The organism is Aeromonas allosaccharophila (genome assembly GCF_000819685.1).
In the GTDB taxonomy this organism is placed as follows: domain Bacteria; phylum Pseudomonadota; class Gammaproteobacteria; order Enterobacterales; family Aeromonadaceae; genus Aeromonas; species Aeromonas allosaccharophila.
The window spans coordinates 31062-57596 of record NZ_CDBR01000005.1 but is presented as its reverse complement, the minus strand read 5'-3'; the positions used below and the strand labels follow the sequence as shown (position 1 = coordinate 57596).

21 protein-coding genes, 1 tRNA gene and 1 riboswitch are annotated in these 26535 nt (G+C 57.6%); of the genes, 9 read left to right on the top strand and 13 right to left on the bottom strand.

The genetic code is table 11. The features are described from left to right. Positions 1–18 precede the first annotated feature (18 nt). Positions 19–1845 (top strand): SUMF1/EgtB/PvdO family nonheme iron enzyme, encoded by a 1827-nt coding sequence (locus BN1115_RS00585; RefSeq protein ID WP_042655624.1) that lies wholly within the window; start codon positions 19–21, stop codon positions 1843–1845. A 1087-nt stretch (positions 1846–2932) separates the two neighbouring features. Here the strand turns inward: BN1115_RS00585 and BN1115_RS00580 are convergent. The 6 genes from BN1115_RS00580 to BN1115_RS00555 all read right to left on the bottom strand — a co-directional run bounded on the left by BN1115_RS00580 (position 2933) and on the right by BN1115_RS00555 (position 9270). Next, positions 2933–3442: a hypothetical protein gene (locus BN1115_RS00580; RefSeq protein WP_042655623.1), complete on the bottom strand. Its 510-nt coding sequence runs from the start codon at positions 3440–3442 to the stop codon at positions 2933–2935. A 431-nt stretch (positions 3443–3873) separates the two neighbouring features. Next, complete coding sequence (locus tag BN1115_RS00575; protein WP_042655622.1) at positions 3874–6321, bottom strand: primase-helicase zinc-binding domain-containing protein; 2448 nt, start codon at positions 6319–6321, stop codon at positions 3874–3876. Positions 6322–6825: 504 nt separating this feature from the next. Then, complete coding sequence (locus tag BN1115_RS00570; protein WP_042655621.1) at positions 6826–7071, bottom strand: hypothetical protein; 246 nt, start codon at positions 7069–7071, stop codon at positions 6826–6828. A 199-nt stretch (positions 7072–7270) separates the two neighbouring features. After that, entirely contained in the window at positions 7271–7981 is a 711-nt protein-coding gene (locus BN1115_RS00565) for a hypothetical protein (protein WP_128821619.1), read from the bottom strand. 71 nt (positions 7982–8052) lie between these two features. Continuing rightward, the gene (locus BN1115_RS00560) at positions 8053–9072 is read right to left on the bottom strand and encodes a tyrosine-type recombinase/integrase (protein WP_042655619.1); all 1020 of its coding nucleotides are present in this window, start codon (positions 9070–9072) and stop codon (positions 8053–8055) included. A 112-nt stretch (positions 9073–9184) separates the two neighbouring features. After that, a tRNA-Leu gene (locus BN1115_RS00555) sits at positions 9185–9270 on the bottom strand. A gap of 143 nt (positions 9271–9413) precedes the next feature. Here BN1115_RS00555 and BN1115_RS00550 point away from each other — a divergent pair. Then, on the top strand, positions 9414–9947 hold the full coding sequence (locus BN1115_RS00550; protein ID WP_042655618.1) for an RDD family protein: 534 nt from the start codon (positions 9414–9416) through the stop codon (positions 9945–9947). 74 nt (positions 9948–10021) lie between these two features. Here BN1115_RS00550 and lptG read toward each other — a convergent pair whose 3' ends face one another. Further along, positions 10022–11092 carry an LPS export ABC transporter permease LptG gene (gene lptG / locus BN1115_RS00545; protein WP_042655617.1) on the bottom strand — a complete coding sequence of 357 codons (1071 nt, stop codon included), beginning with the start codon at positions 11090–11092 and terminating at the stop codon, positions 10022–10024. Between the two features lie 135 nt (positions 11093–11227). Continuing rightward, complete coding sequence (gene lptF / locus BN1115_RS00540) at positions 11228–12340, bottom strand: LPS export ABC transporter permease LptF (protein ID WP_042655616.1); 1113 nt, start codon at positions 12338–12340, stop codon at positions 11228–11230. Positions 12341–12512: 172 nt separating this feature from the next. Between lptF and pepA the strand changes: the two genes are divergently transcribed. The 3 genes from pepA to BN1115_RS00525 all read left to right on the top strand — a co-directional run bounded on the left by pepA (position 12513) and on the right by BN1115_RS00525 (position 17568). Continuing rightward, positions 12513–14021, top strand: a complete 1509-nt coding sequence (gene pepA, locus BN1115_RS00535) for a leucyl aminopeptidase (RefSeq protein WP_033138248.1) — start codon at positions 12513–12515, stop codon at positions 14019–14021. Between the two features lie 174 nt (positions 14022–14195). After that, positions 14196–14651, top strand: coding sequence for a DNA polymerase III subunit chi (locus BN1115_RS00530; RefSeq protein ID WP_042655615.1), 456 nt, complete (start codon positions 14196–14198; stop codon positions 14649–14651). A gap of 64 nt (positions 14652–14715) precedes the next feature. Next, positions 14716–17568 carry a valine--tRNA ligase gene (locus BN1115_RS00525; RefSeq protein ID WP_042655614.1) on the top strand — a complete coding sequence of 951 codons (2853 nt, stop codon included), beginning with the start codon at positions 14716–14718 and terminating at the stop codon, positions 17566–17568. Between the two features lie 70 nt (positions 17569–17638). Here the strand turns inward: BN1115_RS00525 and BN1115_RS00520 are convergent, their stop codons facing one another. Further along, positions 17639–18625 carry a sodium:calcium antiporter gene (locus tag BN1115_RS00520; protein WP_082034763.1) on the bottom strand — a complete coding sequence of 329 codons (987 nt, stop codon included), beginning with the start codon at positions 18623–18625 and terminating at the stop codon, positions 17639–17641. A gap of 87 nt (positions 18626–18712) precedes the next feature. Then, a riboswitch (yybP-ykoY riboswitch) is annotated at positions 18713–18820 on the bottom strand. Positions 18821–18992: 172 nt separating this feature from the next. On the opposite strand from BN1115_RS00520, the gene BN1115_RS00515 reads away from it, so the two are divergent. Continuing rightward, complete coding sequence (locus tag BN1115_RS00515) at positions 18993–19580, top strand: superinfection exclusion B family protein (protein WP_005336432.1); 588 nt, start codon at positions 18993–18995, stop codon at positions 19578–19580. Between the two features lie 85 nt (positions 19581–19665). On the opposite strand, the gene BN1115_RS00510 is transcribed toward BN1115_RS00515, so the two are convergent. Together BN1115_RS00510 and BN1115_RS00505 are read right to left on the bottom strand one after the other, a co-directional pair. Then, entirely contained in the window at positions 19666–20520 is an 855-nt protein-coding gene (locus BN1115_RS00510; RefSeq protein ID WP_042655612.1) for an AraC family transcriptional regulator, read from the bottom strand. 4 nt (positions 20521–20524) lie between these two features. Continuing rightward, complete coding sequence (locus tag BN1115_RS00505) at positions 20525–21022, bottom strand: GNAT family N-acetyltransferase (RefSeq protein WP_042061605.1); 498 nt, start codon at positions 21020–21022, stop codon at positions 20525–20527. Positions 21023–21183: 161 nt separating this feature from the next. On the opposite strand from BN1115_RS00505, the gene BN1115_RS00500 reads away from it, so the two are divergent. Beyond that, complete coding sequence (locus BN1115_RS00500; RefSeq protein ID WP_042655611.1) at positions 21184–22632, top strand: catalase; 1449 nt, start codon at positions 21184–21186, stop codon at positions 22630–22632. 310 nt (positions 22633–22942) lie between these two features. On the opposite strand, the gene BN1115_RS00495 is transcribed toward BN1115_RS00500, so the two are convergent. After that, entirely contained in the window at positions 22943–23260 is a 318-nt protein-coding gene (locus BN1115_RS00495; RefSeq protein WP_050070475.1) for a DUF1496 domain-containing protein, read from the bottom strand. Positions 23261–23483: 223 nt separating this feature from the next. On the opposite strand from BN1115_RS00495, the gene BN1115_RS00490 reads away from it, so the two are divergent. Beyond that, positions 23484–24716 carry a hypothetical protein gene (locus BN1115_RS00490; protein WP_042655610.1) on the top strand — a complete coding sequence of 411 codons (1233 nt, stop codon included), beginning with the start codon at positions 23484–23486 and terminating at the stop codon, positions 24714–24716. Positions 24717–24825: 109 nt separating this feature from the next. Beyond that, a complete protein-coding gene (locus BN1115_RS00485) occupies positions 24826–25611 on the top strand; it encodes a substrate-binding periplasmic protein (RefSeq protein WP_042655609.1) in 786 nt (261 codons plus the stop codon). 12 nt (positions 25612–25623) lie between these two features. On the opposite strand, the gene BN1115_RS00480 is transcribed toward BN1115_RS00485, so the two are convergent. Further along, entirely contained in the window at positions 25624–26472 is an 849-nt protein-coding gene (locus BN1115_RS00480; protein WP_042655608.1) for a helix-turn-helix domain-containing protein, read from the bottom strand. Between the last annotated feature and the right edge of the window lie 63 nt (positions 26473–26535).

Below are 26535 nucleotides of genomic sequence, written 5' to 3'. Positions count from 1 at the left end.
TTTTGTTAGGAGAATATAGTGTCTGATAACCTCAACTTTGCTGGGCGTCGCCTCGGCTACCTCCTTTTGCGCGACTACCACGCCATTCCTCTGCGCGGAATATCACCAGCGGACATTAAAGAAGGCGCTAAATCACGCGTGCTTCATCCCGATGCTGACCCCTTGAAACATAGACAGACGCTCAACGCTATTGTCGATCGCTTGGGCTTCGCCGGAGACTTCGGGACTTATCAAAATAAAGGCTGGCCCGAGTTTCAAGCCTTCCTCAAAAAGCACCGTTGTACCAAGCAGGTTGGCACCTTTCCGGTAGATCATGGCGGCTGCATAGATCTTTATTTTTCAGAACATGGCGGCCCCACCCCTCGTGAGTTGGCTGACCGCATCTTCTTCGGCCCCCAAGAGCAGCCGCCTCGTCGGGTATTTCTTGGATACGGCGTGGACTGGTCCGCTTGGGATAACGGGAATGGCCATCAAGTCCCAGCCGCTGCAATCAAGTCCATCAATGCGTTGCCGGAAGTGGCAGCCCAGCTTGGCAAAGACCTGTTTGCACGACGGCACGACCTGAAGGAGCAGTGGGGCTTTCTGGATAACAAGTTGGTTGATGGCCCGCTTAGCACCATAGTCGACAAACACTACTGGGAACTAAAGTACGGCCCCGAGGACCGGACGGCACAACATGCAAAGACTTTTGCCGCCGTCCGTGCGTTCCGCGCCGTTTTTGACGTTCAGCCCGAAGGATGGGTTGACGTACTTCCTTACAACAACCGACTCACCGTTCTACGCGCTCATGACGGTTGCTGGGACCTGTTGTGGCGTGATTACAGGGAACATGAACCGCCCAAGCCGGACAATTTGGCCGATTCGTACAAATTGGCGATTGCAGATTTGCCATCAAAGTTGATGAGTGAAAGCGACTTGCGTCGAGCCATGCATTTCCGCCAAGAGTTCTGGGACGAAGACGAAGCCCACAAAGCGGAACAAGCCTTCTACGACCGAGGCGGAAGCATGATGGAGCGGCAACTCACAACGTCCGTCGATGTGCGCCGCACATGGCTGACAGAGCAAGGCATTTGGCCATCACCAGAGCGAGCAAAATGGGCAGGGCCGCTACCAAACGGCTTCCATCTCGTCGAGATTGGAGGCCGTAAGCTGGCTATCAGCGATCTGATAGACCTCGCTTCATTCCGGCAGATGCTGGAGGAAACAGGCTTCCATGAACGACAGGGCGAACGTCGCGAGCCTTGGGATCGCGCCAATGAAGGCGCCTCTGATGATGCTCCTGTCGGCGCATCGTGGGTTGATGCTCAAGCCTATTGCGCATGGCGTGAGCGGCAACTTGGTGTCAACCTCAGGCTACTCACCCAGAAAGAGCTTCGCGCTATTCGACCGGCTTACTCCAAGCACTACGAGTCGATGGCGTTTGGTGATTTTCCGTGGGAAAACTGGCCACCTCGTCCACTGGTAGAAGCAAGCGAACAGGCTATCCGCCAAGATGTGCCTTCGGCCGTCAAGTGGTCTGAGCCAAGGTTTCTGGAGCCCAATCCTGACGTCGCTGAATTCCCACATCCCAGCGGAATTGATGTCAGCAACTCTAAAGCCATCAACGGTGGAGTTCGCAAACTCTGGATCAAGGACTTTCCTCCACATGCGGCATGGGAAGAGCAGATTCCATGGACAGAACATCAGGGTCTCGAGTTCATTGATGCGTGGGACGCCTACGAATGGTGCCAAGAAAAGGGCCACATTAGCGGCCGTTTTTGGGAGGGCAACATAGGATCAACGTCCTGGGGGGCCTACAAAAATATCAAGGTCTCTTTTCGAGTAGTCATGGACATCGAGGGCTGAAGCGATGTTCAAAAACGCAATCTGTCTCAGCGCCAAAGGAAAACCTCGTCGCGCCTACCCAAACCAGCAATGTGCCGAAGAAGGCGCGCGATATGCTCTAGTATCATATGGCAACCGCATGATGCCCTACCATTGCGGCCGCTGCTGCTCCTGGCACTTATGTCCGGCAGATCGGCACACGCCAGGGCATCACTGCTGTGACTGTTTGAAGCAGGCGTATGCCTCAGAAAGTGCAGCGGTGCGACGTGCACTCATTCTGGAACGAGAACAGGGGATATTACTTCGAGTGTATGAATGTCCCCATGGCGAGGGATGGCACCTGACGAGTAAACTTTAAACAGCGTGTAGCGGGGCGGGGCTTACGAGCCCCCCCAAACTATGCTTAGCGCGAACCTTCACCCTCGCTTTTCCATCGCAGGTAGACCGCATCACCTCACTCTTCTTGCAGCCCCGTGGCGGCCGCGCACCTTTCAGAGTAGGCCAAGGAAAAATGTGACTTTAATGGCCCCCTTTTGCAACCACTTCACAGACCGCTAGTAATTCGCAGGCGATTGCGGGGCTCAGATCATCACCACCTCCTCAGTTAGCTCGATTTACCTAAACGCGGCCCGATAACAACCCGGAGGCCATCCACTACCACTTTTCGATACAGCGAAGTTCAAGGGCACTCTGCAAATGATCACTCGTAACAGGACAAAGGGTTTTTCATTTTTCGGGGGCGGTCGAAGAGGCGTGTGCGCTAGCCCCTACCAGCAATCCCTTGCCAGGGCTGGGCTTGCGGTGAATCAGGGGACTGGTGACCACAAAAAACGATCCTAGCTAGCCAGAAAAGGGATCGCCGATAGTAGAGCAAAAGGATCGTTATGCAAAACGATCGCTTTTAATAAAAACCCTTATTTTACTGTGAGTTACTACGATATTTGCCGAGAGTAAGCGATCCTGTTTTTGCACTAGAGCCGTACAGTCAAAAGCGATCGTTTTACCACATTTGGGAATGTAAGCAGGGCTGTAGCCCGCATTCTTATTGGGTTATGCCAACCCGATACCCACACAGGGCAATAATGATCGCCTGTAACACAAAAAGTGATCACTTAGGGGGTGATGACCCCGGGATTTTCTCCAACTCCCAACCCCATGGTTCATTTGGTGCGCCCCTAGGGTATGAGGCAAAACGCCAACCCAACTGCTTCAACACTGCGTTCAAGCGACGGAACACCATCCTGTGATTTGAATGACTCAGGTTGTAGAAGTCCGTCAGCTCCTCACAGGTCACGCCGGGGTCTGTTGCGACGACCAGAATATAGGCATGGTGCGGATGCCACTCCATTGCAACGACAAGAGCAGCCAAGTGATTGATCGGCCCCAGCTTGGCTATGGCATGGTCTCGTTCTGCTCGTTCCATCAATCGACGGTTAGACTGCCCGACATTCCGAGCCCAGGCATTACGATACCGAAAGATGTCTTCGACTCCCGGTGCTGGCTTGCACAATCGTTCTAGCTGCTTGCGCTGGCGCTCTGCTCGTTTTTGCTCCTTTAGCCGCTGCTTTTCCTCTTTCGCTATCTCTTTGGCATACATTTTCAGAACTTCGTCGATCATTCGCTTCTGCTTCACGTTGGGCTTGGTGGATCATCATTGGCGTGGCCCGCTAATCCCCCTGAATTGTTTTACCGCTTTTTGCGCCTACCTAGCCTACCTCCGTTGCAGGCCTTACCAAGACTGGCTTGAGACGTGTAGGGTTTAACATTCATTCCCTACCCATACCCTCCCCCGGCAGCAAGATCCCATCCGTTTGGTTAATCAGAACAGAGTAGGTTTGCAACCAAGCCACATCAGCCATGACGGTAGGGATAAAGATGACCAGTAGGGTTTGGGTAGGGTTAGGGAATACTCACCCTACCTCTTGGCATCCCTTGCCCGACAAGGCTTTCAACTGTGCTAGGTAGGGAGGGTAGGGTTTGTAGATGAAAGTCCCACGCATCCTCAGGTACAGCGGCCAAGCTCATCATTCTGTCATCAATGGGTCGTCATTACTGATCGACATTGACAGCTTGGGGTAAGAACATCTCCGCTACCTCGGTCAACATAATGTTGGTTTGCGATTTGCCCTTGATCACCCGACTGCAGTATTGGCGGCCATACTCTTTGGCTGCTGCCTTGAGCGCGCGGCTAAACTTTTGAACTGATAGCGGGCGCCCCAGGCCGTGGTACTCCATGAAGGCAAGGTAGGTATGATAGAGATAGCGCCGGGGTTCCCGCTTGATCTCCGGATTACCCCCCATCATCAATCCCTTGGGTTCATCCAGAAAGAGCACCATCCCGCAAAGGTCGATCACGGGGTCGGTGGCTCGTTTGATGGTCAAGGCATCATCGGAGTTACGCTGTTCCAGCAATAAGTGACGGGCATGCTCAGGTTCGGCGAACTGGGCTAATAGATGGCGGATCACCACCGGCAACTCGGCGGCAATCTTGTCGCCAAGCAACGGATCTTTATCCGCTTCGGCCACAACCCGGTCAAAGGTAAAGATCACCCGGCGTCGGGATATGCCTCCATTGCGTTCAGTGATGACCATAGGTTCGTTATTGGTGGCCAGCACAACAGCCTGGATGACAGTGGCAAATTGTTTCTCATACTTCCCATCGATCTCGACCAAATCCCCCCCGGTAATCGCCTTGATACCACTGCCATCACCAATGTATTTGGGCTGGTCAGGCAGAACAATCAGCCGTTTATCGACAAACTGGTAGCGACTTTTTGCATGGTCCAGTGAGGCCATGTTGCCGGAGCCAGTGTTCCATTTTCCACCAGCTAACAGGATTGCCACATTGGCAAAGATGCTCTTGCCGCTGCCCCCCTCACCGGTAACCTCAAGGAATAGCTGCCAGTCATAACGGTTTGCCAACACCATATATAGGGCGGCATTGATGCGAGCCATCTTGGCGGCGTTGTTATCGACAGCGTGACATAACCACCTAGTGAAGTTGGGGGCATCCCGCTCGAGACATTCATCAACGAGTGGCGGAGCATAGTTGATTCCGTTGTGCGTGAGCAGCCCATCGCTGGGCGAATGTGGCCGAAACTGGCGAGTTGCCATGTCATAAACCCCATTAGCAAAGCCGATCAGCTCTTTGGTTGGCTGGCCCATGGTTGGGATCATCAGCTTCATCGTGGAAACTGTGGCGGCAATACCTTTGTCACTGAACGGAACTCCATACTCGGTAAAGATGGCGGCCATTTCGCGGCGCAGTTCGGTATCTGTCCATGGTGCCCATAGGCTACCGTCATAGCGATAGACACGCTCGGCCTCAAGGCTGATAGCAACTTGCCCCAATCGTTCGACCAGTAGTGCAGCCCGCTGACTAGCACTCATTTTATCGATCATGGTGGCTGGTGGCTCATGCTCCCGTTGGAGCTGATTCACCTCGATCTTCCTGGATTCCTCTCCCTTCTGGCTGGCGTTTTGGCTTTGGCTGGTCGCCAGTCTGGTGCTGGCGCTCATGATGGCCTCTTGTGTCTTGCTCAGCCCATGAGCTTGGTGGTAATCGTTCCAATCCCCGGCCTCTGGTGGAAATATTGCACGCCCGCCCACTGCTTGTGCTGCTTGCTCAGTCTGGTGCTTGGTAGAGTCATTACGCTGGCCTGTTGCGTTATCCAAATCGTGATCACCACAGATGATGATTTCGGCGTCTGGGTTCTGACTTCTAGCAATCTCAGCCACGTTCATCAGATTGTTGGCAGTCATCGCGCAATAGACTGTTGCCCCTGTCGCCTGCTGGACTGATAGACCGGTGGCGTAGCCTTCCACCACTGCCACCAGCGCCCCACCATCAATGCGATGATATACACCAGCCTTGCGGCCACCACCCAAGGTGTGTTTCAAACCATCTTCGTTGCGAATTAGCTCCACGTTAACCAGATTCCCTGCACCATCGAGCAAGGGAACAATCACGCTACCGACAGGGAACACCTCACCGTTTATCGTTTCTTTGGTACCGCTGATCGCGCTCTGGTGTTCCGCAAAACCTTTCCTTGATAGGTAGGCGCTACCACAACCACGCGAATGAGCATTCATGATGCGGCAGGCGCGTGCAGCAGCTTTCCTGTGGCCATCTTCCCGCTTTCGGGTTTCCTCTTTGGCCTTGGCCTGTTGTTGCTGGTGGATGCGCCCCCGTTCGACAGGATCTAGCCCACCGGCAGCCAACCCCACCATAGGCGCTATCAACTCGGCTGCCTCCATGGGGCTCTTGCTCATCACCCGGCATACCAGATCCAACCCATCCCCAGCACCGCACTGGCTACAGATGAAAGTCCCTCGCCCTTCCTTGTCATCGAGTCGAAAGCGATCTTTGCCGCCACAGGCAGGACAGGGGCCATGCTTGCCATGACGCGGAATGTCGAGGCCAAGACCCGCCAGCAAATCCGGCCAATACCCTACAGCTGCGGCGGCCACATCAGAAACAAACCTTACAGTGCTCATACCTCGCCCCCAACTAGAGCGGCAACCAACTCATTGAATGCCCGCTCGTCTAAGCCTGCCTTCATTTGGCGAGCATAGGGGCGAGTTACAACAGCAGCGGCCCCTTGGCTTTGCTCTATAAAAACGGATCTCGCTTTTCGGCTGGTGAAGGCACTCAATACTCCGACACGGGAGCGTTTGCAGGTTCTGGGATTGGGTGGTCCATAGAAGGTTCCAGTCTGGCTATCAGCGGCCCATGCAAAATAGATCATCGCTTGCCCTCCGAATCAGAAGAAAGAGCATGGATCTCGGCCAGCAAGCCTTGATGACCTTTATGGATTAATAAGTGAACTTTCATGTTAAAATTACCTCGCACTCACTGGCTCCTTGGTCGCCAAACTGTCAGAGTCAGTGAGTAATCCGAAATGCCCTTACTGTCGCAGGTAAGGGCTTTTTTTCATGTTTTCCCCATGGGTTTGCACACCATGTTTGCCTATATCCGATAACAGATGGGTTCCCTGCGGTTTAATCATCCGTCGGGTGTTGTTCAGGCAGTCCACCAGCCATCCACAAGCTGAAGAGTTTGGTGTTCACAAACATCCGCTTGCCGACAATTCGGCAGCAACGTTCCAAGCCGGGCTTCTCGGCTCGCTTCCAGAACATGGCCTTCAGTGTGGGATAGTTAAATTGGGGGTAGTGCTTGGGGATTTCGGTCACAGGCAGCCAGTTGTTTAGATCTTGACTGATTGCGATGAGGTTGAGGTCTTGCATACTGCTTATACTCCCTTTCCTGTTGCTCTTGGTGTTCTGCGGTTTGGTCGGGGAGTATTTAATCAAAATTGGGGAGGGGCGTAAGGATCAATAATTGTCCCTTATTTCTGCCCCTAATAAGACTCGAGTGTACCTATTGTCGGAACACCAAACATAGAATCCAGCATTCAAGCGGCTAACGTTGAGCGGTGGTTGTTCTTCAAACTGGAAATACCCATTTCTCATGTCTATAGCTTTTAATCTTCCTTGCTGCTGAATACACACGACATGGTTCAACCCTCCAACCAGTCGCCAACAGATTCAGCCAGAACGCTTCGACATCAATTTTGGAGCAAGGTATACCAACCTCTGTGAGTTCCTGCATTGCAGCAGATACCCTATATACAAGGCTACACCTTTCCACTTCCTTAAAATACAAATTGCGACGCACATCCAGCACAATTTCTTTATACTTATCCCGCATTTCACTCAATTCACTAACAAACCTGTGCTTCCCATCATCAGCTATATTAAGGGATTTTATTTTTTCCATATCACAAGAGAGTTCCAATATACGCTTCTGCAAAAATGATAAAGCAACGTCTCCCTCTACATGAGGATATGACCGTTTGGGACCTCTTCGTTCTTTATAACCATCATCCCAAGACAAAATAGCCCCATTTGACGCAATCATAGGGTTATCGAGAACCAAAGGTATAACTACGATCGTCATAAAATCTTCATCAATCTGCTCAATACTCCTCCCCCGCCAAGCCTTGCAACTACTTACTTGCGCCCTCATTTCAAATGCTGCCATTGCATTTTCTGTTATAAACCTTCTGGCTGGACTATCTAACCCTAAGCCAGTCCAGCAATCAGGTTTCATAGATACATCCAACTCGTTCAAAAAACGTTCAGCCGTCCAACTCACTTAGTCTATCCACCGTATAATTTTTGATATTTTTATACCGATTCATGAATATCGAAAATAGGTTACTGATATTAATCAGCGATAATGTTGCCAAAAACCCGTTCAGTTAACTGCGATTTATGTGTATTACATAAATGAGAATACCGCTGGGTCATGGTGATCGACTTATGGCCTAACACCTCTGCGATCTCCAGAATGCTGGCACCGTTCATCGCCAGCAAGCTGGCACAGCTATGCCGAAGGTCATGAAAATGGAAATCAGAGAGCAACGCGGCTTTCTTCGCGGCCTGCCAATGGTAATCAAACTCGGTAAACGGTCGATTGAGGCCAGAGGGGTGAGGGAACACAAAGCTGGCACCAATCTCGCGAAACTTGGAGAGCTCAGTAAGCAAGTCAGCAGTGAGAGACAGAACCCTCTGACTACCATTCTTAGTCACCGCCAAGTGAGCTGTGCGCGTGTTGAAATTAATGTCTGACCATTTGAGGCCGATCAGCTCGCCCCTCCGTGCTCCAGTGGTCAACGCCATATGAACCAGCATATGAAGTCGCTCCCACTTGCTCGACTTGGTGGCCTTCATCAATCGAGCAAGTTCATCTGTCGACAAAAAGCGTGTGCGAGCATTGTCTTCCCGCTTCTGTTTCACTTCCAGGCAAGGGTTCACTTTGAGGTCATAGCGATCGCACATGTAGGCAAATACTGCTGACAACGCGGCTTTGTAGCGGTTCAGGGTCGCAGGAGCTTTCCCCTCTGCCTCCAGAATCGAGATGGCGTTCTTGATCCTCTGGCGATTGACCTTGTTCAACGTCTTGTCGCCGAGATGCTCAGCCCACCAGCCCAGACGCTGGGGCACAGACTTGTCTCGTCCCTTGTGTTGCTCAAGGTACTCATGAATAGCTTGTTGAATAGTGGTACTTGTGAGGGTGACGTTGGTTAAGGCATCTGCCAGCTCTTCAGATACAGTGATCTGAGCCAGGAACTGCTCTGCGTCTTTTTTGCGGGTAAAAACTTTGGATACACGGTTGCCGTTACGCATGAACTGAACGCGATAGGACTTGCCGGTTTTTCGAGTGAAAACTTGGATGCTTGCCATTGGTTGAAACCTCTTGCACATATTTGCACATGAATGAGAGTTATCAACCGCAGAAACTTTGAGCAGGAGCGCTCTTGAGCGCTGCAACCTGTTGACCAAACAGGGAAAAGAATGGTGCCCGGGGTCGGACTCGAACCGACACGGTGATTCACCGGCGGATTTTGAATCCGCTGCGTCTACCGATTTCGCCACCCGGGCAACTGCGAGGGATTATACGAATGGCGCGATGCCATGCAAGGTGTTTTTCGATTGAACACACCCGTTTGTTCATTTATTCAACGCCTTGCCGATGCGGGGCCAGTTACATAGAATGCCGCCATCATCTTAATGGAATAAAAACGATGGCCAAGCCTAAACAAGTCCAACAAAAATCCCCCTCTCCTGCCACTCAGCCATACCCGTCAGCGGGTCTGCTGCGTCGCCTCGGCGCCCTGATCTATGATGCGCTGGTGGTGACCTCGCTGCTGATCATCGCCGGCTTTATCGGCATGGGTGTCGCCAAGCTGCTGCTGGTCACCGGCATGGCAAGCGTACCGGCGGGTGAAGATACCGTCTGGTTGCTGACCCGCCACCACCTGAGCCTGCTCTACACCCTGTGGCTCGCCTTCGTCATCTGCGGTTTCTACACCTGGTTCTGGACCCGTGCAGGCCAGACCGTCGGCATGCGCGCCTGGCGGCTGCTCATTCAGAACGAGGATGGCAGCCATATCCGCATTACCCAGGCGCTGATCCGTCTCGCCACTGCCGCCTTTGGCCTGGGCAACCTGATGTGCCTGTTCAACCGCCAGCGCCCGCGGGCGTTTCAGGATATCTGGGCCGAGTGCGAAGTGATTGTGCTGAGCAAGCAGGAAAATCTGGAGCTGCTGAACAAGTAATATCGATTTAATGCAGCAACGAAAGAGGGCACCAACAGGTGCCCTCTTTGCATTTCCTCATAACCTCGTGCGGATTACTGCTTGCGACTGAGGATGTAGAAGGAGATACCGCCAAACAGCAGGCTGGGCGCGACAGCCGCCAGAATGGGCGGTACCGCATAGACCAGACTGATGGGACCAAACACCCGATCACTCACATAGACGGCGAAGCCGGTCATGATCCCCATCAGCATCCGCGCCCCCATGCTCACCGAGCGCAGCGGGCCGAAGATGAAGGAGGAGGCCAGCAGGATCATCGCCACCACCGAGAGCGGTGACAGCAGCTTGCGCCACATCTCCAGCTTGTAGCGACCGGCATCCTGCTTGTTGGCATCCAGGTAACCAATGTAGTCGAGCAGACCGGAGACCGAGAGATTCTCGGGGTCGATACTCACCACCCCCAGCTGCTTGGGCGTCAGCTCCGAGCTCCACTCCATCGTGGCGTGCTGTTCACTGCGGATCTGCGCCGGGTCGTCGAAGCGGGTAACCTGGGTCTGCTTGAGCAGCCAGTGATGGCGCTCAAACACTCCCTCCTGTGCCTGCACCACGTCGATCAGCTTGCGCTCGGGGGTGAAGCGATAGAGGGTGATGCCGGTCAGCGCGCCATCGTTGCGCACCCCGTTGATATTGACGAAGTTGTTGCCATCGCGAGCCCACACCCCGTAGGCGGAGACCGTCAGGCGACCTTCGGACAGCGCGCCAGCCTTGATGTCATCTGCCATCCGCTTGGCGATGGGGGCCACATATTCCCCCATCAGCCCTACCAGGATCATCAGCGGGATCGCCGTCTTGAGCGCCGCCATCACGATACTGATCTTGGAGCGACCGGCCGCCTGCATCACCACCAGCTCGGAGCTGGTCGCCAGCTGACCCAGACCAATCAGGCCACCCAGCAGCGCGGCCAGCGGGAAGAACAGCACCGCCTCCTTGGGCATGGAGAGCAGCACATAGTAGAGAGCGTTGATCATGTCGTAGTTGCCGTCACCGACCGACTTGAGCTGCTCCACATACTTGATGAGCCCCGCCAGACCAACCAGCGTGATTTCACACAGCAGGATCGACATGAAAATGACCCGACCGATATACCTATCGAGAATGCCGAACATCAGCCGAGACTCCTATCTTGCAGCTTCATGCTGATTTTCTCCTGAAGTGCGATACACCGGGTCGGCATCAAAATGACCCGATTGTCATATCTATCGAGAATGCCAAACATCAGCGGTAGTTCCTATGTGGCTTCATCATTTTGATTTGTTTATGAAATATTTGCTCTTTACCCCGTTCCACCAGCTGGTGCCCTGCAGATTGAGGGGCAGGCCGATAAACAGCAGGTAACCGAGCGGTACCAGGAACATGCCCGGCCAGTAGGGCAGCCGACCGCTGTCGATGGCCGAACGGGCGGCACTGAGCAGCAGGAAGTAGGAGAGATAGAGCATGATGGCTGGCAGCAGCTTGGCGTAGCGTCCCTGACGGGGGTTGACCCGCGCCAGCGGCACCACCAGCAGGGTGAGCACCGGAATGGAGAGGGGCAGCGAGATACGCCACTGCAATTCCGCCATCATGGCGTTGTCCTGGGTACCGAACAGTTCCATGGTCGGCTTGGCCGCCGCCTTGCGGTTGGAACGCTCCATCTCCTGCTGGCGGATCACCAGACCATATTCGCGAAAATCGGAGATCTGGAACTGCTTGCCGGAGAAGTTCCCCTCGTAGCGGGAGCCATCCATCAGGGTCAGCCACTGCAGGCCTTTCTCATCGACCGTCACCACCCCTTCGGTCGCCACCACCACCGAGGGAGGATTGTTCCCCTCCGCCCGCTGCAGCACGAAGATCTTTTGCAGTTTTGAGCCGTTGTCGTTCAGATCCTGGATATAGGCAACCAGACGCCCCTTGTCGAGCTCCATAAAGCGGCCCGCCTGCAGGAAGGAGATCCCCGGATCCGCCTTGAACTCGTCGATCACCTGATACTCGCGCTCCTTGGCTTGCGGGGCGATCCAGCCGGTGTTGAACGCCGCGACGGCAGCAGTCAGCAAGGCCAGCAACATGGCGCTGCGCATCACGAAACGGTGGCTGAAACCGACCGCATGCATCACCGTCATTTCGCTTTCGGCGTAGAGGCGACCATGGGCAAACAAAATGGCTAAAAAGAGACTGATAGGCAGCATCAACAGCGCCATATTGGGCAAATTGAGCAGCAGCAGGGTGGAGACCAGACGTGTCGGCACCTCGCCATCGGCGGCATCACCGATGATCTTGATAAATTGTTGGCTGACAAAGATAAGCAGCAATACGAATAACACTGCCAGCTGGGTTTTCAGGGTTTCCCTGAACAAATATCGGAAAACGATCACAGTCATTCCCAAGTAAACTTGTGTTTTTAGTCGAATGCCTGAAAAATAGGGCCGTATATTGGATTTTTACCAGTTTGAACTGCGGAGCCTGTGGCTGTTCGCTCCGCCTCTGATACCCCAACAAGCACCGCATTATTCAATAAAAGGTGCCTTTTGTCTTTAGGATGTAGGAGATTCCATGGAGTTCAGTGTAAAGAGTGGCAGTCCAGAGAAGCAACGTAGCGCCTGCGTCGTAGTCGGCGTATTTGAGCCTCGTCGCCTCTCTCCGGTTGCCGAACAACTGGACAAGATCAGCGATGGCTATATCAGTTCGCTGCTGCGCCGTGGCGACCTGGAAGGGAAACCAGGCCAGATGCTGCTGCTGCATCAAGTACCGGGCGTGCTCAGCGAGCGCGTACTGCTGGTCGGATGCGGCAAGGAGCGGGAACTCGACGAACGCCAGTACAAGCAGATCATCAACAAGACCATCACCACCCTGAACGAAACCGGCTCCATGGAAGCGGTCTGCTTCCTCACCGAGCTGCACGTCAAGGGTCGGGATACCTATTGGAAGGTACGCCAGGCGGTAGAAACCACCAAGGCGGGCCTCTACAGCTTTGATCAGTTCAAGACCAACAAGGCCGAGCCACGTCGCCCGCTGCGCAAGCTGGTGTTCAACGTGCCGACGCGTCGGGAACTGACCATTGGTGAAAAAGCCATCGCTCACGGTCTGGCCGTGGCCAAGGGTGTGCGGGTCTGCCGCGACGTGGCGAACATGCCGCCCAACGTCTGCAACCCGGCCTATCTCGCCTCCCAGGCCCGTCGTCTGGCCGATGCCTTCGACAACATCACCACCAAGGTGGTGGGCGAGCAGGAGATGGCCGAACTCGGCATGAACTCCTATCTGGCGGTGGCCCGCGGCTCCGACAACGAAGCCATGATGGCCATCATCGAATACAAGGGTCATCCGGATGCCAAGCCCATCGTGCTGGTCGGCAAGGGTCTGACCTTTGACTCCGGCGGCATCTCCATCAAACCGGCCGACGGCATGGACGAGATGAAGTACGACATGGGTGGCGCCGCCTCCGTGCTCGGTACCATGCATGCCCTGGCCCAGTTGCAACTGCCGATCAACGTCATCGGCGTGCTGGCAGGCTGCGAGAACATGCCGGGTGGCAACGCCTATCGCCCGGGTGACATCCTCACCTCCATGTCCGGCCAGACCATCGAAGTGCTCAACACCGATGCGGAAGGTCGTCTGGTGCTGTGTGATGCGCTGACCTATGTGGACCGCTTCGATCCGGAAACCGTGATCGACGTGGCGACCCTGACCGGTGCCTGCGTCATCGCGCTGGGCCACCACACCTCGGGTCTGCTGGCCAACCACAACCCGCTGGCCCACGAGTTGCTCAACGCCTCCGAGCAGGCGGGTGATCGCGCCTGGCGTCTGCCGCTGTTTGACGAGTATCAGGAGCAGATCGACAGCCCGTTTGCCGACATGGCCAACATCGGCGGTCGTCCGGCCGGTACCATCACCGCAGCCGCCTTCCTGTCACGCTTCACCAAGAAGTACAACTGGGCTCACCTGGATATCGCTGGGACCGCCTGGAAGAGTGGCAAGGACAAAGGCTCCACCGGTCGTCCGGTTCCCCTGCTGACCCAGTTCCTGCTCAACCGGGCAGGCGTGGATATCGAAGAAAAAGAGTAACTCCCCTGCCCCTTTCGATGAATGCATCGGAAGCCCGGGAGTTGCCCAGTACCACAAGGAAGAGGCCCGCCTCTTCCTTGTTTCATTCTTGAATCAGTGAGCAGCAGGCGGGAAAACTCCCTGTCAGCCTCTTCGGCGGTCAATAGTCCGTCACCGCAAAACGGGATCAACCTGATGAGCCAAGTGACTTTTTACCTGATGAACGAACAGGATGACGCACAGGCCAGCGCCGTCGAACGGCTCGCCTGCCAACTGGCGGCCGAGTCGTGGGGCGCGGGCCATATCTACCTGTTGTGCGACGATGAAGCGCAGGCCCTGCGCCTAGACGAGCTGTTGTGGCAACTGCCGCCGGAGCGCTTCGTGCCGCACCAGCTGCAAGGCGAAAGCGGCATGGCCCCGGTGGAGATCGGCTTTCAGCCGCCGAAACGGCGCTACGCCCGCCTCATCAATCTGGCCACTGCGACACCTTTGTTTGCAGGACACTTCGCTCAAGTGGTAGATTTTGTCCCCACTGATGAAACACAAAAGCAGCAAGCCCGCGAGCGCTACAAGCACTATCGCCAGGCAGGCCATACCCTCGAAATGAGGGATCAGCCCGTCCTTGCCGCACCGGATCCGGCGCAGCCCTGACTGCAACCAATTGATCCATAAAGAATCAACACCAGACTCCATCCATCCAGATTACGGCGAGACCATGGAAAAGACTTTTAATCACAACGCCATCGAACAGGCGCTCTATCAGCACTGGGAAGCCCAGGGTTACTTCAAGCCCCACGGCGACACCAGCAAAGACTCCTTCTGCATCATGATCCCGCCGCCGAACGTCACCGGCAGCCTGCACATGGGTCACGCCTTCCAGCAAACCCTGATGGATACCCTGATCCGCTACAACCGCATGCAGGGCAAAAACACCCTGTGGCAGGCAGGTACTGACCATGCCGGTATCGCCACCCAGATGGTGGTTGAGCGCAAGATCGCCGCAGAAGAGGGCAAGACTCGCCACGATTACGGCCGTGATGCCTTCATCGACAAAATTTGGCAGTGGAAGGAAGAGTCCGGTGGCACCATCACCCGCCAGATGCGCCGTCTGGGCGACTCCGTGGATTGGGAGCGCGAGCGCTTCACCATGGATGAGGGTCTCTCCGCCGCCGTGCAGGAAGTGTTCGTTCGTCTCTACGAAGATGGCCTGATGTACCGCGGCAAGCGTCTGGTGAACTGGGATCCGAAACTCAACACCGCCATCTCCGATCTGGAAGTGGAAAACCGCGAGATCAAGGGCCACATGTGGCACTTGCGCTATCCACTGGCCAACGGCGCCAAGACCGCCGAAGGCAAGGATTACCTGATCGTCGCCACCACCCGTCCGGAGACCATGCTGGGCGATACCGCCGTGGCTGTGAACCCGGAAGACCCTCGCTACAAGGCGCTGATCGGCCAGCACATCCTGCTGCCGCTGGTGAACCGTCTGATCCCCATCGTCGCCGATGAACACGCCGACATGGAGAAGGGCACCGGTTGCGTGAAGATCACCCCGGCTCACGACTTCAACGATAACGAAGTGGGCAAGCGCCACAGCCTGCCAATGATCAACATCTTCACCCTGGACGCCCACGTGCGTGCCGAGGCCGAAGTGGTCGATACCAACGGCAACCCCTGCACCGCCTACGACGCCGCCCTGCCGGCCGAGTTCGCCGGTCTGGAGCGCTTCGCGGCTCGCAAGGCTATCGTCGCCAAGCTGGACGAGCTGGGTCTGCTGGACGAGATCAAGGATCACGTGCTGCAACAGCCCTACGGCGATCGCGGTGGCGTGCCCATCGAGCCGATGCTGACCGACCAGTGGTACGTGCGTGTGGCACCGATGGCCAAGACCGCCATCGAAGCGGTGGAAGATGGTCGCATCCAGTTCGTGCCGAAGCAGTACGAAAACATGTACTTCTCCTGGATGCGCGACATTCAGGACTGGTGCGTCTCCCGTCAGCTGTGGTGGGGTCACCGCATCCCGGCATGGTATGACGACGCCGGCAACGTCTACGTGGGCCGTGACGAGGCGGAAGTGCGTGCCAAGCACAGCATCCCGTCTGTGACCACCCTGCGTCAGGACGAAGACGTGCTCGACACCTGGTTCAGCTCCGCCCTGTGGACCTTCTCCACCTTGGGCTGGCCGAACAACACCGAGGCACTCAAGACCTTCCACCCGACCGACGTGTTGATGAGCGGCTTCGACATCATCTTCTTCTGGATTGCCCGGATGATCATGATGACCATGCACTTCATCAAGGACGAAAACGGCCAGCCGCAAGTCCCGTTCAAGACCGTCTACATCACTGGCCTGATCCGTGACGAAGAGGGCCAGAAGATGTCCAAGTCCAAGGGCAACGTGCTGGATCCGCTCGACATGATCGACGGCATCTCGCTGAAAGATCTGCTGGAGAAGCGCACCGGCAACATGATGCAGCCGCAGATGGCCGAGAAGATCGGCAAGCGTACCGCCAAGCAGTTCCCGGAAGGGATCGAGGCCCACGGTACCGACGCCCTGCGCTTCACGCTGGCAGCGCTGGCCTCTACCGGTCGTGACATCAACTGGGACATGAAGCGCCTGGACGGCTACAACAACTTCTGCAACAAGTTGTGGAACGCCTCCCGCTATGTGCTGATGAACACCGAAGATCAGGATTGTGGCTTCAACGGCGGCGAAATGGCGTTCAGTCTGGCGGATCGCTGGATCCAGTCCCAACTGCAAGTGGCCATCCGTGACTTCCGCACTGCCCTCGATACCTATCGCTTCGATATCGCGGCGGGCGTGCTGTACGAATTTATCTGGAACCAGTTCTGTGACTGGTATCTGGAGCTGACCAAGCCGGTACTGGGCAAGGGTTCCGAGGCCGAGCAGCGCGCTGCCCGCCACACGCTCGTCAGCGTGCTGGAAACCCTGCTGCGTCTGGCGCACCCGATCATCCCGTTCATCACCGAGACCATCTGGAAATCGGTCGCGCCGCTGGCTGGCGTACACGCCGACACCATCATGATCCAGGCCTTCCCGGAGTTCGATGCCGCCAAGGTGGACGAAGCCGCGATGGCGGATCAGGAGTGGGTGAAGGAGTTTATCGTCGGCATCCGCAATATCCGCGCCGAAATGAACGTGGCCCCGAGCGTAACCCTGAACGTGCTGCTCAAGTGCGATGCCAAGGATAGCCAGCGCGCCGGTGACAACGAGGCCTTCCTCAAGTCCCTGGCCCGTCTGGAATCTATCCGCGTACTGGCAGACGGTGAAGTGGCCCCGCTGTCAGTGAAGAAGCTGATCGGTGCCACCGAGCTGATGATCCCGATGGCTGGTCTCATCGACAAGGACGCCGAGCTGGCCCGTCTGGCCAAAGAGGTTGCCCGTCTGGTGGGTGAGTGCGGTCGTATCGAAGGCAAACTCGGCAACGAAGCTTTCGTTGCCAAGGCGCCGGAAGCGGTGATCGCCAAAGAGCGCGAGAAGCTGGAAGATTACCGTCTCCAGCTAACCAAGCTGGAGGCCCAGCAGGCCGAGATCGCCGCCCTGTAAGCGCCGCGACCAACCGCGACAGCAAAGCCCCCTGACCCAAGGGGGCTTTTTCATATCCGCGCTTCCCGTTTCAACTCACCAGCAGCCAGCCGCAGAAGCCGAGATAGAGCAGGCTGACCAGTGCCAACCGCCCGGCGGTCATCGCTCCCTTTCGGAACCCCCACCAGAGCAAGCCGACCGCCAGCAGTGTCACCAGCGAGGAGGCCATCATGGCGCCATCCAGCAGCCAGGGGGTGAAGAGCAGGCAGAACGCCTTGGGGATGGTGCCCTGGATCATCATGGCCCCGGAGATATTGGCCAGCGCCAGTCGGTTCTTGCCCTGTCGCACCCAGATCAGCACGTTCATCAGCTCCGGCATCTCGGTCGCCACCGGGCTCAGCAGCAGGGCCGCCAGCACCGGCGAGAGACCAAACAGCTCGCCCATGCTCTCCAGCTGATGGACGAACAGCTGGGCCGCCAGTGCGACTACCACCAACGCACCCAACGTCTGCAGCAGCACCTTGCCAAGGGGCGGGATCCCCGCATCGGGGGCCAGCTTGAGGGGCTCCGGCAATTCGACTTCGTGGCTGTCACTCTGTTTCAACTCGCGCCTTACATAGACGAGGTAGACCAGCACGAACAGCGGGGCCAGCCAGCTCTTGCCGGTAAAAGCGACCAGACCCAGCGCGGTTGCCACCAGAAAGATGCCCATAAACCAGCGCTGATCCCGGCCAATCTCGCGCTGCACCTCGCCGTCGATGGCGCGCTCGGTACGCCCCATGCAAAGCAGCAGGGTGAGACCGACCGCTGCATAGCCGATGGTCGCCAGCACCAGCGGCCCGCCGAGGGCGGCACCGATGCCAATCTCCTGCTGAGCAGTCGTGTTGCCCATCAGCAGGGCGGTCAGGGTCACGATGCACTCGGGCAGCGCCGTACCCAGTGCCGCCAGCAGGGAGCCGGTAGCGCTTTGCGAGAGTTTGAAGTGGTGGCCGGTCCACTCGATGCCGTTGACGAAGTATTCGCAGGCAAGGTAGATGGTGACCGCAGAGACGAGAAATAACAGCAGGGTAATCAACATAATAGATACCGCCAGGCGAGCAGAATAACCGATGGACCCGACATGGCTCGCCCGGCTGGCGTGCATATCGAGGCCAAAGGTCTTGCAGAGCGATAGTGCCTATCACCGCCCATGCCATGGATGCGAGGATCCAAGAGTGTTGACATGGGCCCGGCCCGGAATGCGGGCGGGTTGCTACTCCCCAATGACTGAGGGGACGTTTTACCAACTCGACCGCCGCCTCACAAGACAAATTAATGACAATTAATTCAATAATTTGTAAGGGAATGTAACCTCGCCAGCGCCCTCTCCCCGCCGCCATTGCGCTGTTGGCACACCGATTGCTGTAGGTAGTTCACTATCCACAACAGTTTGGGAAGGATGAACAATGAAACGGTGGATCCAACATTTCTATCAACTGAACCGCCTCAATTGGCTGATGGTATGGTTGTTGCTCTGCTGCAGCATCATTCTGCTGTTTCCGGCCGGGCTGATGAAAGGGGCCGTCAGCCAGTGGGCTGCGGATCATGCGGCCTGGCTGGGGGTCGGCATGCTGATCGCCATCTCCTACTTCTGCAGTCAGGGCTTCCTGATCGCTTGGGAGTGGGCGTGCGAAGAGTGGCAGGCGCGCCGTCAGCAAGACCAGCTGGCCCAGATGATCGGCTTCCTCGACTTCAACGAGAAAGCGGTGCTGCGCGAATTCGTGCTGCAGCGTAAAAGCGTCATAAACTTGCCGATCACCGAGCCCGCCGTCAAAAACCTGATGGATGCCGGCGTCCTCACCTACGCCTACGGCAAGCCGACCCGGGAGAAGGATGACGAGAACCAGATCCGCGCCCTGATGATCGCCCTGCCCGCCCGACCGCTGCTCACCTACAAGGTGCTGGGACTGTCGCGTGGCAAGATGAGCGACGAGCAGGTGGAGCAGATCATGAATGCCCGTCCCAAGTTCGCCCAGAAGGGGTTCCAGCGCTAACCGCAGCCCCAACCGCCAGATGCAAAAGAGCCGGACACTGTCCGGCTCTCTCGTTTCTGCACAAACCCGTTTTGCTCTCCCGCCCCTACCCCTTGAGGCTGGAGCAGAAGCTTACATCCGCGACCTTGGTCACCGGATCGAAGCTGTGATAGAGCTCGAAACAGGGTCGATCATCAAATTCGAAACCGGCCGCTACCACCTCACCGATATGTTGCTGCCAGAGCGCGGGATATTGGGCCGGGTCGGTCACGGTGAAACGTGACTGGCCATAACGGCCGCCCGCCAGCTGCTGGATCTCCACATTGCCGCTGCCTTTGGTACCAGCAGGAACGGTGACGCAGATATCGGTGCGGCACTGCTGGGACGCGGTGATTTCGGGGTTGTCGTGGTAGATGAAGATCCACTCCCCCTCGGCCAGCCCCTGCTCGGCAGACCACTGGTAGAGCTGGTCACACACCGGCTCGTAGCCGGTGCCGTAAGGGCCGGTCACCCGGATATAGGCCAGGGTGCTCGGGGCCATCTGTTCGCTTTTCATCGGTTGCCTCCTTTCATGGGAACGGCTTTCAGCATAACCAGCCTCGCGGGCAACGGCGTGTCCATTCTTGCTCAGTTGCAGCAGTGAGGGTTGCTGGCGCAGCGCCCCCGGCGTCATGGCAAACTGCTTGCGAAACGCCTTGGCAAAGGCCTGCGAGCTGGCAAAACCGGCCGAGAAGGCTATCTCGGTCACCGGATCCCGGCTGTAGCAAAGAGAGCGGGCTGCCCGCTCCAGCCGCAGGCGGCGCTGCATCTCGGCTGGAGTTTCGCCGGTGACGGCGGTAAAGACCCGATGAAAGTGATAGCTGGAGAGTGAAGCGAGACAGGCCGCCTCGCTGAGGCAGAGCTCGGGATTCTGCTCCAGCGCCCGGATCACCGGACGCAATCTGGCCTGATAATCGACCATGCTGTTAGCGACTGGCGCCCCCCGCCACTCTGGCCATATGGAACACATCCACATAGCGTCCCTGCCGGAAGGCATAGTCGCGGGCCAGCCCCTCCTGAGTGAAACCGAACTTGCGATAGAGCGCCTGTGCGGCCTCATTGTCGGTATAGACGGTCAGTTCAATCCGGTGCAGGTTGAGCCAGTTATCTGCCAGATCCAGCGCCGCAGCCATCAGGGCAGAGCCCACCCCCTTGCCAGCCCAGTCATCCCGCACTCCCATACCGATACCGGCCACATGCTTGCGTCTCGGATTGGGCTCAACCAGCAGCGAGAGCTGGCCTACCAGCAGGCCGTCAACCTCGGCGACCAGTGCCACCACACCGCTCTGTTCCAGCCGCTGTTGCCACAGCCCCAAGGTCGGAAAAGGCAGTTGCAACGTGCCCGCCTGGGCATTGGGCATGGCGTAGAGCTCCTGCAAGGCGGCGGCATCGGCGGGTTCGGCATGACGGATAGTAATCTGCATATGAGGCTCCTTCTCGAAGCCTCCATCATGCAATATCCGGCGCAGTGAAACATCCCCTATCCGCACCCATTTGTCTTGCCTATCAAAGGACGAGGAAAGGCCCATTGGCCGATCAAAGCGCAGATCCGTAGGCTGGCCCCATATCAACAAGGAGAGAAGCCATGACTGACAAGACCCTGCACAGCGCCAACGGTGCCCCCGTCGTCGACAACAACAACAGCCTCACCGCTGGCCCGCGCGGCCCCATCCTGATGCAAGATATCTGGTTGATGGAGAAACTCGCCCACTTCGACCGCGAGCGCATTCCCGAGCGGGTGGTTCACGCTAAGGGCTCGGGCGCCTACGGCACCTTTACCGTGACCCACGACATCAGCCAATTCAGCAAGGCCGACCTGTTCAACGCCATCGGCAAGCAGACCCCGGTGTTCCTGCGCTTCTCCACCGTGGCAGGCGAGAAGGGCGCCGCCGATGCCGAGCGCGACGTGCGCGGCTTCGCCCTCAAGTTCTACACCGAGCAGGGCAACTGGGATCTGGTGGGCAACAACACCCCGGTCTTTTTCATCCGCGATCCGCTGAAATTCCCCGACTTCATCCACACCCAGAAGCGGGATCCGCGCACCAACCTGCGCAGCGCCACCGCCGCCTGGGACTTCTGGTCTCGCCATCCCGAGTCCCTGCATCAGGTCACCATACTGTTCAGCGATCGCGGCATCCCCAAGAGCCTGCGGGAGATGAACGGCTACGGCAGCCACACCTTCAGCTTTATCAACGACGCGAACGAGCGCTTCTGGGTCAAGTTCCACTTCAAGACCGAGCAGGGCCACAGCTTCTACACCGATGAAGAGGCCGCCACCGCCGTCGGGCAGGATCGGGAGACCAGTCAGGCGGACCTGTTCAACGCCATCGAGCGGGGCGACTTCCCGCGCTGGAAGGTCTATGTGCAGGTGATGCCGGAGGCCGACGCCCAGACTTACAACATCCACCCGTTCGACCTCACCAAGGTGTGGCCGCACAGCGACTACCCGCTAATCCCGGTGGGCGTGCTGGAGCTCAACCAGAACCCGGACAACTACTTCGCCCATGTGGAGCAGGCCGCCTTTACCCCGGCCAACGTGGTGCCCGGAATCGGCTTCTCGCCGGATCGCATGTTGCAAGGGCGGCTCTTCTCCTACGGTGACACCCAGCGCTATCGCCTCGGCGTCAACCACGGCCTGCTGCCGGTCAATGCCCCGCGCTGCCCGTTCCATCACGGCGCCCATCGTGACGGTGCCATGCGGGCAGACAGCAATGGCGGCGCCAGCCCCAACTATCAACCTAACCGTTTCGGTACCCAGCAGCCGAGCGAGCAGCACGAACCGGCACTGAGTCTGGAAGGGGCCGCCCTGCACTACGATTTTCGTGACTACGACAGCGACTACTACAGCCAGCCGGGCAACCTGTTCCGGATCATGGACGAGGGGCAGCGTTCACGGCTCGCCGCCAACCTGGCCCGCTCTCTCATCAATGTGGAGGATGACGCCATCGTCGCGGCCCAGCTCAAGCACTTCGAGCAAGCCGACCCCGAGTACGCCAAACGAGTCGAACTGGCACTGGCCGCCTTGCAGCGCTAAGCCGCAAGAAGGAAAAATCTGCAAAAGCAAAACGGGGGCCTGATGGCCCCCGTTGTCATGATGCTGACGATGATAAATAGAAAACGGAGCCAAAGGCTCCGTCTTTTCAATGCTGTATCAATCCCGGACGGAACGCGCTTCGCGCTCTTCCCGCTCCCTTGCCAACAAGCGTTTGTACCACCAGCTACTGCGACGACGTTGTGCATTGGAAGAGCGACGAGCCATTTCTTAGGTTCCAGCCAAGAGAAGAAAGGAGCTGCATTATGCGACAGGGATCACGTCCATGTCTTTAGCTGGATCAAGAAAAGCCTCACTGACCCACGGAAATCGTCTTCTGATCTTTTGCCCCACGAGTGGCAGGCAACACCACCGTAGGAGAACGCCATGCCAGCGGGCCATTGCTCTCGAGATCGTTGAGCGGGCCGCACTCCAGCCAGATATCACCCTGCAGAATGCGGGCCCCTTCGGAATATTTCTGATCGGCAAACCAGCAGACCCGCTCGGGCAGCGAACCCAGCGGCAGCACCAGCTCGGGACTGGCAGACTCGCCTACCACAGTGGTGTTGGACGCAGCCAGGGCGGGAGCGAGCCAGAGGGAGGCCAGCAGGCAGAGCAGTAAATTTCTCATGGGATGGATCCTGTTTCGATGCGGGGCACTCTCGAAGAATCGACCAGCGCCGGGGTTTACTTGACTGACAATCATACGGCCTGCTGGCATTGTGGAACCAATATGGTAGCCTGCCAGCGCCTGCGGGCAGGCTCTCGCTGCCACCCGCAAACTTCCGGTGAATTTGTCACTTCCTGACAAAATATAACCTTATTTATCAAATCGTTATTTGGATATTATCCCAATGCGTATCATGCCGTTGCTTCAGGCGGCCTGCCTGAGCCTGATGTTGTCCGCCTGCGTTGCCCCATTGCTGATGATGAGCCCCACCAGCCAGCTGATGTGGGCCCTGCTCAAGCCGCTGGTCGGCTTTGACCCGAACGAAGTCAATCTGTTCGAACAACCCCTGATCAAGGATCGGATGACCGCCATCCTTGGCCCCAACTACGACAGCACCATGCAATTGCTCAAGACTTCCGACAAGTTACAGCAGGAGGGGCCGCTTTTCTATGTGGTCTCCGAGTATGCGCCGGTGCCGGATATCGCCAAGCAGGCGGGGATGGTGTGGAACTCGCAAACCAACCAGATGTCGGTATTGCTGCAAAAAGGGGATGGCACCACCCTGACCTTCGGCGAAAATCTGGCGGGCACGGCACCGACCTGGCCAACCGCCATGCAGGGCTGGCAGACCCCCACCAGCCAGCTCACCCCGGCGGCCAATGCCCTGACCGGGGCGGCGACCAGTCAGAGTGGCGCCTCCCCCTTCTCCCTTGGCAGCGCTCTGGGCACAGTGACTCGCAGCGTCACCGGTTCGCTGACCAACAGCGCTAGCCAGGCCATCAGCGGCGCAGCCGCCAACACCACAGGGCAGGCCACCCAAGCTGTGAGCCAAAGCGCGACCAACCTGACCCGTAGTGCAACCACCGCTGTCACTGCGCCAGCCAAGCAAGCGGTGAGCAGCACTGCTGCCACCGTGACGCAAGGAGCCACCAAGGCCGTTACCGTTCCTGCCAAGCAAGCCGTCAGTAGCGCCGCTGCGGCCGCGACCCAAGAAGCGACCAAGGCCGTTGCCGCGCCTGCCAAACAGGCTGTCAGCAGTGCCACTGCGGCCGCGACGCAAGAAGCCACCAAGGCCGTTGCCGCTCCTGCCAAGCAAGCCGTCAGCAGCGCTGCCGCGACCGTGACACAAGAAGCGACCAAAGCCGTTACCGCTCCTGCCAAGCAAGCCGTCAGTAACGCCGCTGCGGCCGCGGCCCAAGAAGCCACCAAGGCTGTTGCCGTTCCTGCCAAACAGGCCGTCAGTAGTGCCACCTCTACCGTGACGCAAGAGGCAACCAAGGCCGTTGCCGAACCAGCCCGGCACGCCGTCAGTGCCGCATCCCATACGGCCGGAGATAGCATTGCCGATGCAGCCAGAGCGGCGGAAGCCAAGGCTCGCGCCAAGGCAGAAGCAGAGATGGAAGCCCTGCTCAAATAAACCGACAGGCCGCCGCAAGGTGGCCTGTTTTTTATCCCGCTACCGGATCATGACGTTATGGAAAAGGCCACATAGACTGTTAGGTAACTACCCGCACAAGGAGTGCATCATGCGTCGTCTGCTCCCTGCTCTCGCTTCTCTCGCTTCTCTCGCCCTGTTTATCGCGCTCCCGGCTTCGGCACTTATCTACTATTCGGAGCAGAACATGCCGCTCAATGGCCAGGATAAAAATGGTCAGCCTGTGGGGTTGGCGGTCGAGTTGCTGCGCCTGATGTGGCGCGAAATGGGGGAGCCGGAGCAACCCATCCACTTTCTGCCCTGGGCCCGCGGCTGGTATCTGCTGACCCAGCAGCAAGAGGCCGTGCTCTTTACCACGGCGCACACCAAGGAGCGGGATCCCCACTTCCTCTGGGTCTGCCCCATCAGCCACTCCAGGGTCGCGCTGGTCGGCCGCAAGCAGGATGCTCCCAAAGTGGCCAGCAAAGCGGATCTCGCCAAGCTGCAGATCGGCGTGATGCAGGCGGATGTCGGGGAGCAGTTGCTGCTCAACCGCGGGATCAGCCCGGGCAATATGATGTCGGTGGAGCGCATGGATCAGGTGGTTCGCCAGCTCATCATGGCACGCACCGATCTGGTGGCGGGCAACGAGGTGATGCTGCGCCATCAGGCCAAAGAGCTGGGTTTCCCCAGCGAGGATTTTGTCACCGTCGCGATTATTGAAGAGCAGGATAACTGCTTCGCCTTCAACCTGAGGGCAGACAAGCAACAGGTTGCCCGCCTGCAACAGGCGCTGGACAAGGTCAAACAGGGGGATGAATACAAGCAGCTGATGAAGCGCTACCAGTTGCTCAGTATCCTGCCCGAAACCACTCCCACCCTCCCGCGCATCGAGTAACTCCGGCCCGCCCTATGGCGGGCTCGTTGTATCTCCCATCGATGAAACGGGGGATGCCTCCACCGGCGCCGTAATGAGGTGGTTCAGAAAGAGATTGAACAGCTCGGCCCGCGAGCCGAGCCGCAGCTTGCCATAGAGATGCTTGCGGTGATTCTTCACCGTGCCGCTGCCAATCCCGAGCTCCGCGGCAATCGCCTCGGTATCCAGCCCCTGCAGCAGCAACTCCGCCACCTGCCGCTCACGCCGGGTGAGCAGATCCCCCCCGACACTCGCCATCGCTTGCTCCACCGCACTCTTGAGGCTGGCGCTGTCGGGCAGTGCAGTGCTCTGGGCCAGCAGCGGCTGGCTCTGCCGCCACTGCTGACGGCAGAGCGAATGTACCAGCGGGAACAGCTGCTCCAGCCTCGCCAGCTCGTCACGGCTGAGGGTGCTGCGCTTGTCGAGTCGCCCCAGAAACAGCATCAGCGTCAGCCCGTCCCGCACCGGCAGGATCAGCCCCACCTCCTCCTGCCAGCCGGTAGCCTGATAGAAGTGGTAGCGATATTCGGGATCGAGCCGCCCTTGGGAGACCTGCGCCAGGGTCCAGACGCCAGCAGGCAAGCCCTGCTCCAGCGCCTGCATAAAGGGATCCTGACTGAAGTGGCTGGTGAGGTAGCGGTCAAACAGCAGAGCCCGCTGATGATTGAGGTTGTCGTAGAGGTAGACGGGGCGCTGCCCCACCCCGAGCAGCAGGGCGCAATCAAACGCCACCTGTTGCTGGATCAGCCGCACCAGCGCCGCCGCAAAGGCGCTGCTGTGCAGGGCATCGACCACCTCGGTCATGCTGCGGGTCAAGGCATCTGTGGTGAATGGCTGGGTCATGGTGGCACGTTTCCGGTGACGGGGAGCGATTCCCCGCTATGGCTGAATGCTAGCACGAGAGTG